Below are 14,631 nucleotides of genomic sequence, written 5' to 3'. Positions count from 1 at the left end.
TCCAATCCACGGTCACATAGACTCAAACCTTAAGAATCTAAGATTCTAGATTTGAGAAGGGCACTACGGACGGATATGTGTGCAGGTAAGACCTTAACCAGTTCTTACTATCCCCAGGGATCGCTACGCCGAGCGCGAAATTCGGAAGCAGGACATGTTTGAAGACGTCTATCTCTGGATCAAGGCGCTGCACGTGATTGCCGTCATCTCCTGGATGGCGGGCATGCTCTATCTGCCCCGGCTGTTCGTCTATCACTGCGAGGCCGAAATCGGCTCGAAACAGTCCGAAACCTTCAAGGTGATGGAACGCCGGCTGCTCAAGGCGATCATCAACCCCGCCATGATCGTGACCTGGCTCGCCGGGCTCTATCTCGCCTGGGCCGGCCATTGGTTCACTTTCGGCTGGCTGCACGTAAAACTGGCACTGGTCCTGGTGATGTCCGCAGTCCACGGCTTTTTTTTCGCGCTGGCTGAAGGATTTCGCCACCGACCGGCGCCCGCGGAGCCAGAAATTCTATCGTATTATCAATGAGGTGCCGACCGCCCTGATGATTGTCATCGTCATCATGGTGATCGTGAAACCGTTCTAGGCAGGGCCGACGATGAATCGCCTAGCGCTTCGGCTTGCGGAGCGGAAAGCGATTTTCTATATTATCGATATCCCACCCAACGCAGGCGGATGTGGTTGTGTCCGAGCTTCTTGAAGGCCGGACGCCGCATCAGGTTTGAAGCCTCACCGGCACTCACCTTGCCAGACCTGCGGACCTTACCTTCTCACGTCCGCATTTCAGAGCCTCGCACCCCTCCCAAGGTTACCCCACAGGACCACCCCAATGCGGGAAATTAAACTTCAGGACCTTAAATCGAAAACGCCTGCCGAGCTCGTCTCGTTCGCGGAAGAGAACGGGGTCGAGAATGCCAGCACCATGCGCAAGCAGGAGTTGCTGTTTGCCATCCTCAAGCAGCTTGCGCTGGCCGAAACCGACATCGTCGGCGAAGGCGTCGTCGAGGTGCTCTCCGACGGCTTCGGCTTTCTCCGCTCGCCGGACGCCAATTATCTGCCGGGCCCGGACGACATCTACGTCTCGCCCTCGCAGATCCGCCGTTTCGGCCTGCGCACCGGCGATACCATCGAAGGCCACATCCGCAGCCCGAAAGAGGGCGAACGCTATTTCGCACTGCTGAAGGTCAACACGCTCAATTTCGAGGATCCGGAAAAGGCCAGGCACAAGGTCAATTTCGACAACCTCACGCCGCTGTTTCCGAATCAGCGCTTCCGCATGGAAATCGACGATCCGACGCGGAAAGACCTTTCGGCACGCGTGATCGACATCGTTGCGCCGATCGGCAAGGGCCAGCGCGCATTGATCGTCGCGCCGCCGCGCACCGGTAAAACCGTGCTGATGCAGAACATCGCGCATTCGATCACCGCAAATCACCCCGATTGCTATCTGATCGTGCTTTTGATCGATGAGCGTCCGGAAGAAGTCACGGACATGCAACGGTCGGTGAAGGGCGAGGTCGTGTCCTCGACCTTCGACGAACCGGCGGTGCGTCACGTCCAGGTCGCCGAGATGGTGATCGAAAAGGCCAAGCGCCTGGTCGAGCACGGCCGCGACGTCGTGATCCTGCTCGATTCGATCACGCGCCTTGGCCGCGCCTACAACACCGTGGTGCCTTCATCCGGCAAGGTGCTGACCGGCGGTGTTGACGCCAATGCGCTCCAGCGTCCGAAGCGCTTCTTCGGTGCCGCCCGCAACATCGAGGAGGGCGGCTCGCTGACCATCATCGCGACCGCGCTGGTCGATACCGGCAGCCGCATGGACGAAGTCATCTTCGAAGAGTTCAAGGGCACCGGTAACTCGGAACTCATCTTGGACCGCAAGGTCTCGGACAAGCGCACCTTCCCGGCGATAGACATCTCGCGCTCCGGCACCCGCAAGGAGGAGCTCATCACCGATCCGCAGGTGCTGAAGAAGATGTACGTGCTCCGCCGCATCCTGAACCCGATGGGCACAATGGATGCGATCGACTTCCTGCTCGACAAGCTGCGCTCGACCAAGAGCAATTCGGAGTTCTTCGATTCGATGAACACGTAAGCCTGCCGCGGCTGAAACGATCGGAAAGGGCGCCTTTTGGCGCCCTTTTTTGTGCGGCGTTGCTGCAGGAAAAGTGCAGCAAAGGGAGTGAGTTGGGGATAGGCCTGATCTAATTAAGTGTATGTTTCAATTATGTTATTTGGAAGTTTGGGACAGTGACACACGACACCCCTTGGGAACTTCTGCAGCAAGACGCTGTTTCCGATGCTGCGTCGCAATATAGAGATTGCCGCCAGCAAGCCCGCGGCAAAGGAGGCCGCGAGAGCCCCCTGAAACGGGCGTTTGCCTTTTCGCCGGCAGCCGGACAAATAGGCCATGCATCCGCGAGACCAGACCATCTTTGCGCTGTCGTCCGGCCGAGCGCCGAGCGCGATCGCCGTGGTGCGCGTCTCGGGCCCTCAAGCCGGCCAGGTGCTGACGACGCTTGCGGGCAAGCTGCCTGAACCGCGGCTGGCGAGTCGCCGGCTGCTGCGTGACCCCGATCGCCAGCCGATCGATGACGCGGTGGTGCTCTGGTTTCCCGGGCCAGGCAGTGCCACGGGCGAGGACATTGCCGAATTTCACGTCCATGGCGGCCGCGCAGTGCTGGCCGCGCTCCTCGCCGCAATTTCAGAAATTCCGAATACGCGGGCGGCCGAGCCGGGCGAGTTTACCAGGCGCTCTTTCGAGAACGGCAAGCTCGACCTCACCGAGGCCGAGGGCCTCGACGATCTCATTCACGCCGACACCGATCGCCAGCGACGTCAGGCGTTGCGTCAGTTGCAGGGCCTCTTGGGCAATCGCGCGCGCGACTGGCGTGAGCGCATCATCGAGGCTTCGGCGCTGATCGAGGCGGGCATCGATTTCTCCGATGAAGGCGACGTCCCCGCCGAGTTGAGGGCGCCGGCCGTCAAGGCGATCAAATCCCTGTATGGTGAAATCACAGAAGTCCTTGCGGCACAGGGACAAGCTGAACGCCTGCGCGAGGGCCTGGTGGTCGCGATCGCCGGCGAGCCGAACGTCGGCAAGTCGACGCTGATCAATCAGCTCGCGCGTCGCGAGGTCGCGATCGTTTCGCCGCACGCCGGCACCACGCGCGACGTGATCGAGGTGCAGCTCGATCTTGACGGCTACCCGGTCACGGTGATCGACACCGCCGGCATTCGCGAGACGGATGATCCGGTCGAGCAGGAGGGTGTGCGCCGGGCGCGGGCGCGAGCCGAAGACGCTGACCTCGTGCTGTGGCTGGTGGAGGGGGGGCAGGCCGTCGATCCCGACGCATCGCGGTCGTTGTGGAAGTCCGTCGACAAGAGCGATCGGTCCAGCGGGTCGGTCTGGATCGTGCGCAACAAGATTGATCTCGGTGGGGCCGGGGAAGTCGGGCCGCGCGGCGAGTTTGGTATCTCGGCGAGCCGGGGGGGACGGCATTCCCGAATTGGTCGATGCCCTCGTGAAGTTCGCTGCCGAGTTTTTTGGAACCAGCGAGGGCGCCGTGGTGACCCGGGCCCGCCAGCGGGACTTGTTGCGCCGGGCCTCGGACAGCTTGCGCCGGAGTCTCGACCTTGTAGAAGAGGGCGAAGAGCTCGCCGCCGAAGAGCTGCGCGCCGCCGCCTATGCTCTGGGCCGGCTGTTGGGCCGGGTGGACGTCGAGGACGTCCTGGGGGCCATATTCCAGAAATTCTGTATCGGAAAGTAGCGCTAGTTCTTCATTGTAGGACTAGCGCTTGTTCCGCCTCTTGACCTGTTTCACGTGAAACACGCCCTGATCGGCGCTTCAGGTTTCATAAGTTCCCGTGGGTCATTTGACCACATCTTGGCAGCGGTGACGGTTGGGAACGCAGGCTGCGACCTCAATCTCGTCATTGCGAGGAGCCCTTTGCGACGAAGCAATCCAGGCTGTTTCCGCAGAACGATTCTGGACTGCTTCGCTTCCCTCGCAATGACGGGCGAGGTGGTCCGCTCCTCCGATCTGGACGCCACTGCGCGGAAGCACAATGACCACCCTCTTCATCGCCCGACGCATCTTGTTTCACGTGAAACGTTAATCGGTCCAAGGTGCCTTCTACTTTGCATGGGGTTGTTTTCGCGGAAATGCTTTCGACCCTGGCCGCTCCGTTTCACGTGAACCCAGTTTCCACTTCCGGCTTTCCCGCCGCTGCGATAGAAGTCCGCCCATGCGAACAGAGCGAGAGAGCTTCGACGTCATCGTCATTGGCGGCGGTCATGCCGGCTGTGAAGCCGCGGCTGCTTCTGCCCGGATGGGCGCGACGACCGCTTTGGTCACGCACCGTTTCTCGACCATCGGCGCAATGTCCTGTAACCCCGCCATCGGGGGACTCGGCAAGGGGCATCTGGTTCGCGAAGTCGACGCGCTCGACGGTCTCATGGGTCGGGTCGCCGATGCCGGCGGCATCCAATTTCGTGTCCTCAATCGCCGAAAGGGCCCGGCTGTCCGTGGTCCCCGAGCCCAGGCCGACCGCAAGCTCTATGCCGCGGCAATGCAGGCGGCGATCCAACAGACCGATGGCCTTTCCGTCATCGAGGGTGAAGCCGACGAGCTGATCGTGGTTGAGGGTCGGGTGACCGGCCTCCGTCTGGCCGACGGCCGGGAGCTCCGGGCAGGGGCAGTTGTCGTCACTACCGGCACCTTTCTTCGCGGTCTGATCCACCTCGGTGAGAAGAATTGGCCGGCCGGCCGGGTCGGTGAAGCGCCGGCGATGGGCCTGTCTTCGTCTTTCGAGCGTGCCGGATTCACCCTTGGGCGGCTGAAAACCGGCACTCCACCTCGTCTGGACGGCACCACGATCCACTGGTCGGCGGTCGAAATGCAGCCGGGAGACGAGCCACCGGAGCCGTTCTCGGTCATGACGGACCGGATCACGACGGCGCAGATCCAATGCGGGATCACCCGGACCACGTCCGCGACCCATGAAGTGATCCGGGCCAACGTCCATCGCTCTCCGATGTACTCCGGCCAGATCAAGAGCTCCGGGCCACGCTATTGCCCCTCAATCGAGGACAAGATCGTCCGCTTCGGTGACCGGGACGGCCACCAGATCTTCCTGGAGCCGGAAGGGCTCGACGATACGACCGTCTATCCCAACGGCATCTCAACCTCACTCCCGGAGGAGGTCCAGCTCGCGATCCTCGCCAGCATTCCTGGTCTGGAGCGGGTGACGATGGTCCGTCCGGGCTATGCGATCGAATACGACCACATCGATCCCCGGGAGCTCGATCCGACCTTGCAGACCAAGCGTCTCCGCGGTCTGTTCCTGGCCGGGCAGATCAACGGCACCACCGGATATGAGGAAGCCGCCGGCCAGGGCATCGTGGCCGGCCTGAATGCCGCGCTCTCCGCCGGTGGCGGCGCCCTGACGGTGTTCGACCGCGCAGATGGCTATCTCGGCGTGATGATCGACGACCTTGTCACCCGCGGGATCAGCGAACCCTATCGGATGTTCACCTCTCGGGCCGAATACCGGCTGACGCTGCGGGCGGACAATGCCGATCAGCGCCTGACCGAGAAGGGGATTGCACTGGGATGCGTCGGCAGTGCCCGAACCGAGCATCATTGCGCCAAGATGGACGCCCTGAATGCAGCCCGGACGCTCTCGAAGTCCCTGACGATCACCCCCAACGAAGCCATCAAGCACGGGCTGTCCCTCAACCGGGACGGCCAGCGCCGGTCGGCGTTCGAGCTGATGGCGTATCCGGATATCGGCTGGAGCCAGGTCCGCGCCATCTGGCCGGAGCTGTCGGCCATTGATCCCGTCATTGCCACACATCTCGAGATCGACGCCAAATACGATGTCTATCTGGAGCGCCAGAGCGCCGACGTCGAAGCCTTCAGGCGGGACGAGGGGATGGTGTTATCGGAGGTCGACTACCAGCAGGTTCCGGGCCTCTCCAACGAAGTGCGGGCCAAACTGGAGAAGGCGCGGCCGTTCACAGTCGGCCAGGCCGGCCGGATCGACGGCATGACGCCGGCGGCACTCGGCATCCTCGCAGCATATCTCCGGCGCGAGGCACGGAAGACTTCCAAAGCGATCGCATAGGCGTTTCACGTGAAACAACGCGGGCCGGGCGGCGGCAGATCTTCATCGCGACAACCTGAGCCGGGCGAGGGGGCCGTGCGTCGAGCCGGGCCAGTGCCGGCCAGCCAGAAGACCGACAAGGCGAGTGCCAACGATCAATTGCTGGACTACATCATCGCCGCCGACAAGATCGCGGCGCTCAAGCTGGCGCCTGTTTCACATGAAACGGAAGCCCGGCTCGATCGCTACATTGCGCTGCTCCGGGAGTGGCAGGCCAAGACCAATCTCGTCGCGCCCTCAACCCTGCCGCACCTCTGGACGCGGCACATCGCCGATTCGCTTCAGCTCGTCGATCTCGCGCCAACTGCAAAGCGCTGGGCTGACCTTGGCAGCGGCGGAGGGTTTCCGGGGGTAGTCCTGGCCTGCGCCATGGCCGGAACGTCGGGCGCGAGCGTCCATCTCGTCGAGCGAATCGCCAAGAAGGCGGCGTTCCTGCGCGAGGCGATTCGAATCACCGCTTCTCCAGGGGTCGTACATCTCGCTGAGATCGGGGATAATGTGGATAGAATCACTGGCCCGGTTGATTGCGTGTCCGCGCGAGCACTGGCTCCGCTACATCAACTTATCGGCTTTGCGGAGCCGCTGATGCGCCAGGGCGCAAAAGCGTTGTTTCTGAAGGGTCAAGATGTAGAGGCTGAATTGACCGAAGCCGCTAAATATTGGAATATTCAGCCGCAGCTCCACCAAAGCCGCACCGGGGACGGCTGGATCGTGGAGCTCAATGCCGTCGAACGGCGCGGCTGAGGCTTTCAGGGGTTGGAGTGGGGAATTTCGATGACCGTGATTGACGAACCGCAGCAGCAACAGGCCGCCGAAGTCCCGCATGGCCACCCGCGCATCCTGGCGCTGGCGAATCAGAAGGGCGGCGTTGGAAAAACAACTACGGCGATTAATCTCGGCACGGCACTCGCTGCGATCGGCGAGCGCGTCCTGGTCGTCGATCTAGATCCGCAAGGCAACGCCTCCACCGGCCTCGGCATCGATCGCCGCAACCGCTCCTGCTCGACGTATGACGTGCTGGTCGGCGAAGCGAACTTGCGTGAAGCGGTGGTCTCGACCGCGGTGCCCCGGCTGCACATCGCGCCCTCGACCATGGATCTCTCCGGCCTCGAGCTCGAGCTCGGCACCACGGCCGGCCGTGCGTTCAAGCTGCGCGATGCCATCAGCGCACTCAACAACAACGTCTCGCCCGACGCCGACTACACCTATGTGCTGATCGACTGCCCGCCTTCACTCAACCTGCTCACGGTGAACGCGATGGCGGCCTCCGATGCGATCCTGGTGCCGCTGCAGTGCGAGTTCTTCGCACTCGAAGGTCTGTCTCAATTGCTGCAGACGGTGGAGCAGGTGCGCTCGACGCTCAATCCGAACCTGTCGATCCACGGCATCGTGCTGACCATGTTCGACTCGCGCAACAACCTCTCGAACCAGGTCGTCGCCGACGTTCGCCAGTTCATGGGCGAGAAGGTCTACAAGACAATGATCCCGCGCAACGTGCGCATCTCCGAGGCGCCGTCCTACGGCAAACCGGTCCTGGTCTACGATCTCAAATGCGTCGGCAGCGAGGCGTATTTGCGGCTCGCCACCGAAGTCATCCAGCGCGAGCGCGAGCTGCGTACCACGCATTGAAGCGACGTTGATCCGTAGGATGGGTAGAGCGAAGCGAAACCCATCACCTTACGCGCAAACAGCGATGGGTTTCGCTTCGCTCTACCCATCCTACTAGTTTCGAAATTCAGTTCTGGAGTACTGCTACGTGAATCCAAGGGAGCTGGCGATGGCCGACGAAGCGCGTTCGCGACTGGGCCGGGGTCTTGCGAGTCTGATCGGCGATGTCGGCGGCGAGGCCGCGCATGTCGAGCGTCCGCGTGCGCAGCGCAAGGTGCCGATCGAATTCATCAAGGCCAATCCGCGCAATCCGCGTCACACCTTCTCGGAGACCGAGCTCAAGGAGCTCTCTGATTCGATCAAGCAGCACGGCGTGATCCAGCCGATCGTGGTGCGTCCGGTGAAGGGCACGCAGGACCGCTACGAGATCATCGCCGGCGAACGGCGCTGGCGCGCCTCGCAGCTCGCCGGCCTGCACGAAGTTCCGATCGTGCCTGTCGACATCAGCGACAGCGATGCACTGGAGTTCGCGATCGTCGAGAACGTGCAGCGCGAAGACCTCAACCCGTTGGAGGAGGCGCAGGGCTATCACGCGCTCGCCAACGAGTTCAAACGCAGCCAGGAAGATATCGCCAAGGTCGTCGGCAAGAGCCGCAGCCATGTCGCGAACATGATGCGATTGACTAAGCTGCCGGCCGAGGTGCAGGCGTTCATCGCGACCGGCGAGCTGACAGCCGGTCACGCCCGCGCGCTGATCGGCGTGCCCGACCCGCTCGCCGTGGCCAAGCGCATCGTCGAGGAAGGCCTCAATGTCCGCCAGGCCGAAGCGCTCGCGCATGAAGAGGGCGTGCCGGAACGCAAGCCGCAGAAGGCGCGCGCGGGGACCAAGGAAAAGGACCCCGACACAATCGATCTGGAAAAGCGCGTCAGCGACGCGCTCGGGCTCAAGGTCACCGTAAGCCATCGCGACCCCGGCGGCTCGGTCCAGATCAACTACCGCAACCTCGATCAGCTCGACGAGGTGATGAAGCGGTTGGCGAAGGGCAACCTTTAGCTCCCGAGGTCATTCTGGGGCGCGCGAACGCGAACTAGCAATCTCGCGCAACATTGACAGTCTATCTCCCTCACCCTGAGGGGCCGCGAAGCGGCGTCTCGAAGGGCGAGGGCCCGGGCCTCCATCCTTCGAGACGCGCGCAAGAGCGCGCTCCTCAGGATGAGGAACTACCGCCTCCATTATGAGCGCAACTCTCTCCACACGTCATTGCGAGGAGCGCAGCGACGAAGCAATCCAGAATCTTTCCATGGAGAGACTCGGGATTGCTTCGCTACGCTCGCAATGACGTGGAGAGAGTGAAGGACTACCCCCGCCGTTTCGCGTTCGCGGCGATCGCCATCAGCGTGCGCTGGGCGATGGCGGCGGCGAGGGCGGATTGCTTGCGGGTGTCGAGCGCGGCGGTCGCGAGCTGCTCGATGACGGCGGCGAGCCGTGCCACGCTGAAATTGCGCAGCGCGGTTTCGACCGCCGGCTTTCGCGAAAAATGCAGGCGCGGAAAGCCGCCGTCGAGCACGGCGGAGGCCGGCGTGCCGTCGGCGATCGCGAGCGCGGATTTGTGCAGCCACGCGGCCTGGCGCTGAGCGGCCGAGATGATCACGCCGGGATAGGTGCCGGCGATCATGGCCTTCGCAAACTCGGTCTCGACGATGTCGGGCCGGCCGGCGAAGGCGCCATCCACGATCGGATCGAGTTTCAGCTCGGACGCATCGGCGACCACGGACATCACGTCGTCCAGTGTGATCTCGCCTTTGCCATGGGCATAAAGCGTGAGCTTGCGCAGCTCGTTGCGCGAGGCCTGACGATCGCCACCGAGGAACGACATCAGCGCGGCACGGGCGTCCTGCGCGATGCGCAGATTGGCGATGCGAAGCTCGTCTTCCATCAGCTTGGCGAGGTCGCGCTCGGTGTCGGGATAGCAGCCGATCGCTACGGCCGTCTTGGCGCGCTCGCAGGCTTTGCGCAGCGGCGATTCCGGGCGCAGCTCGCCGGCCTCGATCACGATGCGGCAATCCTTCACGCCCATCTCGGCCAGCGTGTCGATGCCGCTGGCAAAGCTGCGCGAGCCGGCGCGGACGCGGATGGCGCGTCGGCCGCCGAACAGTGGTACCGTCATGGCCTCATCGACGAGGCGCGACGGCTCGGCGGAAAGCTCGTCGCCGTCAAGCTTGACCAGAGAGAAGGGGTCGTTGGGATCGTCCACAGCCGAACCGATCAGTGCATCGGCGCGTTCCCGCACGAGGCCCGCGTCGGGACCATAGAGCAGGATGATCGGACGGCCCGCATCGGGGCGGGCGAGGAAGGCGTCGATCTCTTTTCCGCGCAGCGCGACCATCGGGCCTCACGAACGTCATTCCGGGTTCTCGCTTCGCGAGCCCCGGAATGACGGGAATGAATCAGGTACCCGCGGTGAAGAACGAGGCGAGCCGGGTCGTAATGTTCTCGGCGATCTCGTTGGCCGCACGATCCTCGGCGTCGCGCAGCGCGCGGTTGCGGCTGAAACGCTGGTAGGAGCCGGGCATGTCGTAGGACACGCGCGCGAACGTCGTGCCGGTCATCACCGACTTTCCGGTGACCACCTCGATCAAATTGTACTGGGCGTCGATGCCGTAGTTTTCACTGGTCGGCAGACCCGTACTGGGATTGATCATCAGGGACGTCTTGCTGGTGTTGAAGCGGATCACCAGGCGGTGGGTCGGCGGCATGCCGGTCGCCGTACCGTAGAGCTTGAACGCCAGCGCGTTGCGGACTTCGACCCCGACCCGGGCCTCGCGAGAGGCATTAGCCTTGTCGATCGGCGGAAGGTCGACCCCCATCAGCTTCTCGCGCAGGCCGGGGGTGCCGTCGGTATGCTCGGCATACATCGGCTGGAAGCAGCCGGCCGTCAGCGCCGCCAGTGCGGCGACCGCCAGCAAGCGGGCTGCGATGCGGATCCTAGCCGACAACATTCACGATCCTCTTGGGAACGATGATCACCTTGCGGACAGGCTTGCCGTCCAGCGCCAGCTTTACCGCATCGAGGGCCAAAACGGCAGCCTCGATTTCTGGATTCTGGGCCACTGTTGCAACCGTGACCTCACCCCGCTTCTTGCCGTTGACCTGGACCACCAGGGTCACGCTGTCTTCAACCAGCAAATCGCGTTCGATTTGGGGCCAGTTGGCCTCGGAAACCAGCCCGCTGTGGCCCAGAACCTGCCAGCACTCCTCGGCCAGATGCGGCATCATCGGGGAGAACAGCTGAACCAGAATCTGGCTGGCCTCCTGGATTGCCCAAGCGAGGTCGGCCGCCGGCTGTCCGGGGCGCTGCAGCACCTCGGAGAACGCATTGGCGAATTCGCGGATATGGGCGAGGCAGACGTTGAAGTGCAGCCGCTCGATTCCGGTGGTGACCTTGTCCAGCGCGCCATGGGCGGCCTTGCGCAACGCGGTCGCGTCTGGGCCGAACGAGGCCGGCCGGGCCGCAGGGGCGCCCTTGCCGAGTTCGACAGCGTCGTTCACCAGACGCCACAGCCGCTGTACGAAACGCGAGGCGCCCTGGACGCGCTCGTCGCTCCAGATTACGTCGCGGTCGGGCGGGGAGTCCGACAGCATGAACCAGCGGGCGACGTCGGCACCGTAGGTCGCGATGATGTCGTCGGGATCGACCGTGTTCTTCTTCGACTTCGACATCTTCTCGATCGCGCCGATCTGGATGTCTTCGCCCGTTGTCATCAGAGTGGCGCGGCGGTCGTTGCCAGCGCCCTCGATCTTCACCTCGACCGGCTGCACATAGGTGCCGTCGGCCTTCTGGTAGGTCTCGTGCACCACCATGCCTTGCGTGAACATGCCGGCGAACGGCTCGTCCAGCGCAACATGCCCGGTCGCCTTCATGGCGCGGGTGAAGAAGCGGCTATAGAGCAGATGCAGGATCGCGTGCTCGACGCCCCCGATATACTGGTCTACCGGCAGCATCCGGTTGGCGACTGCGGGCGTCGTCGGCGCGTTCTCATTCCAGGGATCGGTGAAGCGCGCGAAGTACCAGGACGAATCCACGAAGGTGTCCATGGTGTCGGTTTCGCGTTGCGCCTTACCACCGCATTTGGGGCAGGTGACGTGCTTCCAGGTTGGGTGATGGTCGAGCGCATTGCCCGGCTTGTCGAAGGTGGCGTCGTCGGGCAGCTTCACCGGCAGGTCGGCATCCGGCACCGGCACCACATCGCATTTCGGACAGTGGATGACGGGAATCGGGCAGCCCCAATAGCGCTGGCGTGAAATGCCCCAATCGCGCAGGCGGAAATTCACCTGACGCTCGCCGACCGGCGCATTGCCGCGCAGCTCGCCCTCGAGACGCTTCGCTACATCTTCCTTGGCCTGATCGATGGTCATGCCGTCGAGGAAGCGCGAATTGATCATGCGGCCATCGCCATCATAGGCGGTGTCGGTGATCACGAACGTCTTCGGATCCTGGCCCTCGGGGCACACGACGGGCGTGTTGCCGAGATTGTACTTGTTGACGAAGTCGAGGTCGCGCTGGTCGTGCGCGGGGCAGCCGAAGATCGCGCCGGTGCCGTATTCCATCAGCACGAAGTTCGCGACATAGACCGGCAGCTTCCAGCTCGGATCGAACGGATGGACCGCGCGGATCCCCGTGTCAAAGCCCTGCTTCTCAGCGGTGTCGATGATTTCCTGCGCGGTGCCGATCTTCTTGATCTCGGCGATGAACTCCGCAAGCTCAGGGTTCTTCGCGGCTGCGGCCTGCGCCAGCGGATGATCGGCCGAGATCGCCATGAACTTGGCGCCGAACAGCGTGTCCGGGCGCGTCGTGAAGATCTTCAGCTCGTTCTCGCCGGCGGGCGTCGTTTCGGCATCGAGCGCAAAGCGGACCAGCAGGCCCTCTGAGCGGCCGATCCAGTTGCGCTGCATCAGCCGCACCTTGTCGGGCCAGCGATCCAGCGTATCCAGCGCGGCCAGCAGCTCCTGCGAATACTTCGTGATCTTGAAGACCCACTGGTTCATCTCGCGCTGCTCGACGACAGCGCCGGAACGCCAGCCTTTGCCGTCAATCACCTGCTCGTTGGCGAGCACGGTCATGTCGACCGGGTCCCAGTTCACCTTGCGCTTCTCGCGCTCGGCGAGGCCTTCGCGCAGGAAGTCCAGGAACATCTTCTGCTGGTGCTTGTAATAGGAGGGATCGCAGGTCGCGATCTCGCGGCTCCAGTCCAGCGACAGCCCGATCGAGCGGAGCTGCTTCTTCATCGCGGCGATGTTGTCGTAGGTCCAGGCCTTGGGCGCGACCTTGCGCTCGATGGCGGCGTTCTCGGCCGGCAGGCCGAAAGCGTCCCAGCCCATCGGGTGCAGCACGTTGAAGCCCTTTGCGCGCATGAAGCGGGCCAGCACGTCGCCCAGCGTGTAATTGCGGACATGGCCGATATGGATGCGCCCGGACGGGTAGGGGAACATCTCGAGGACATAGTATTTCGGCCGCGAATCGTCGTTCTTCGAGACGAAGATTGCCTGTTCGTCCCAGGCGGCTTGCCAGCGCGGTTCGGCGTCGCGGGCGTTATAGCGTTCGGAGGTCATGGAATCGTTGGTTTTTCTCGGATGCGGCCGTCTAAAGACGGCGGACTAGGCCATAGAAGTCCTCAAGGGGTCAATGGGTTGCCGCCGGCAGAGGGGCCCCGCAATGCTGCTCCGCAAAACTACGGAGGAACCTATTGGCATCGGATTAAGGGGTCGGTGCGAGGTTGCCCGCCAACAGCACCCGTGCCAGGCGATGGATTCCAGTTTCGACGATCCCGATTACGACTATGCCGCATCCATGGCCGGACGGGCGATGCGGTGCATGGCCGAACAGCGGATTGCGCCGACGCCGACCAATTTTGCCGTCTGGTTCCAATATTTCGCGGGCAGCCATGACGACCTGCGCAACGCCATCGATCTCCTGATTGACCACAATCGTCCCTTCGACGTCAGGACCAATCAGGATCTGTTCAGGACCTACGTCGCGCCCCAGGTGAGTGCCGCCGCCATCGACACGTCCGAGCGGCTGCATACCCTCATGGGCGCGGCGAAGGAGTTTCTGGCGACCGCGATCGCCGACAACCATTCGCAGATGCAGGCGATCAGCAAGGTTGCCGACCAGGGTAAGGCCGGTGTCGATCCGAAGGCGCTGGTCGCCCAGCTCATGAACGAGCTGGCCCGCGCCGCCACGAGGGCGACACGGCTTGAGGCAGGCTTTGCGGAAAAGACCCGCGAGCTCGACGTGATCCGCGATTCGCTCTCCAGGTCGGAGGAGCGCGCCCGGACCGACACGCTGACGGGGCTGGCGAACCGGCGGGCGCTCGATGAATTCCTGCGCAAGGCGCAGGCGACTGCGGAATGGGGCGAGCCGCTCAGCGTGCTGATGCTCGACATCGACCACTTCAAGACCTTCAACGACAATTTCGGTCACGGCGTCGGCGACCAGGTGCTGCGCCTGATGGCAGAGGTGCTGCGCGATAAGGTTCGCGAGCAGGATCTGTCGGCCCGCTACGGCGGCGAGGAGCTGATCGCCGTGCTGCCGGATGCCAATCTCGCAGCCTGTGCCGAGATCGCCGAGCGCATCAGGCGCGCTATCGCGGACTGCAAGATCACGCGACGTTCGATCGGCGAGGTTCTGCCGAACATCAGCGTGTCGATCGGCGTGGCGCAGTACCGGGCCGGCGAAGCGATGAGCGATCTCATCGAACGCTGCGACCGTGCGCTCTATCTCGCCAAGGGTGGCGGCCGCAATCGCGTGGTGACTGAGAACGAGCTCGATCGCGCCATCGCTGCAGGCTAA

At 63.2% G+C, this 14,631-nt stretch carries 9 protein-coding genes and 2 pseudogenes; 8 read left to right on the top strand and 3 right to left on the bottom strand.

Going from position 1 to position 14,631, the window contains the following annotated elements; all coding sequences use genetic code 11:
* Positions 1 to 154: 154 nt before the first annotated feature.
* The 7 genes and pseudogenes from hemJ to AC629_RS30565 all read left to right on the top strand — a co-directional run bounded on the left by hemJ (position 155) and on the right by AC629_RS30565 (position 8,834).
* Positions 155 to 590 (top strand): annotated as a pseudogene (gene hemJ, locus AC629_RS30595) (protoporphyrinogen oxidase HemJ).
* 243 nt (positions 591 to 833) lie between these two features.
* Positions 834 to 2,099 (top strand): transcription termination factor Rho, encoded by a 1,266-nt coding sequence (gene rho, locus AC629_RS30590; RefSeq protein ID WP_074117957.1) that lies wholly within the window; start codon positions 834 to 836, stop codon positions 2,097 to 2,099.
* 315 nt (positions 2,100 to 2,414) lie between these two features.
* A pseudogene (gene mnmE / locus AC629_RS30585) lies at positions 2,415 to 3,774 on the top strand (tRNA uridine-5-carboxymethylaminomethyl(34) synthesis GTPase MnmE).
* A gap of 478 nt (positions 3,775 to 4,252) precedes the next feature.
* Positions 4,253 to 6,133, top strand: a complete 1,881-nt coding sequence (gene mnmG / locus AC629_RS30580) for a tRNA uridine-5-carboxymethylaminomethyl(34) synthesis enzyme MnmG (RefSeq protein WP_084808562.1) — start codon at positions 4,253 to 4,255, stop codon at positions 6,131 to 6,133.
* Between the two features lie 93 nt (positions 6,134 to 6,226).
* A complete protein-coding gene (gene rsmG / locus AC629_RS30575) occupies positions 6,227 to 6,916 on the top strand; it encodes a 16S rRNA (guanine(527)-N(7))-methyltransferase RsmG (protein ID WP_210419129.1) in 690 nt (229 codons plus the stop codon).
* Positions 6,917 to 6,946: 30 nt separating this feature from the next.
* Positions 6,947 to 7,801 carry a ParA family protein gene (locus AC629_RS30570; protein ID WP_084808560.1) on the top strand — a complete coding sequence of 285 codons (855 nt, stop codon included), beginning with the start codon at positions 6,947 to 6,949 and terminating at the stop codon, positions 7,799 to 7,801.
* A 148-nt stretch (positions 7,802 to 7,949) separates the two neighbouring features.
* Complete coding sequence (locus AC629_RS30565; RefSeq protein ID WP_084808590.1) at positions 7,950 to 8,834, top strand: ParB/RepB/Spo0J family partition protein; 885 nt, start codon at positions 7,950 to 7,952, stop codon at positions 8,832 to 8,834.
* Positions 8,835 to 9,138: 304 nt separating this feature from the next.
* Here AC629_RS30565 and holA read toward each other — a convergent pair whose 3' ends face one another.
* The 3 genes from holA to leuS form a co-directional block, all read right to left on the bottom strand.
* Positions 9,139 to 10,167 (bottom strand): DNA polymerase III subunit delta, encoded by a 1,029-nt coding sequence (holA, locus tag AC629_RS30560; RefSeq protein WP_084808559.1) that lies wholly within the window; start codon positions 10,165 to 10,167, stop codon positions 9,139 to 9,141.
* 61 nt (positions 10,168 to 10,228) lie between these two features.
* Complete coding sequence (gene lptE / locus AC629_RS30555) at positions 10,229 to 10,780, bottom strand: LPS assembly lipoprotein LptE (RefSeq protein ID WP_084808558.1); 552 nt, start codon at positions 10,778 to 10,780, stop codon at positions 10,229 to 10,231.
* The gene (gene leuS, locus AC629_RS30550; protein ID WP_084808557.1) at positions 10,767 to 13,391 is read right to left on the bottom strand and encodes a leucine--tRNA ligase; all 2,625 of its coding nucleotides are present in this window, start codon (positions 13,389 to 13,391) and stop codon (positions 10,767 to 10,769) included. The genes lptE and leuS overlap by 14 nt, the downstream gene beginning before the upstream one ends.
* A 193-nt stretch (positions 13,392 to 13,584) precedes the next feature.
* Between leuS and AC629_RS30545 the strand changes: the two genes are divergently transcribed.
* Positions 13,585 to 14,631 carry a GGDEF domain-containing protein gene (locus AC629_RS30545; protein WP_210419128.1) on the top strand — a complete coding sequence of 349 codons (1,047 nt, stop codon included), beginning with the start codon at positions 13,585 to 13,587 and terminating at the stop codon, positions 14,629 to 14,631.

The organism is Bradyrhizobium sp. NAS80.1, assembly GCF_001908205.1.
GTDB lineage: Bacteria > Pseudomonadota > Alphaproteobacteria > Rhizobiales > Xanthobacteraceae > Bradyrhizobium.
This window is presented reverse-complemented; position numbering and strand designations above follow the sequence as displayed.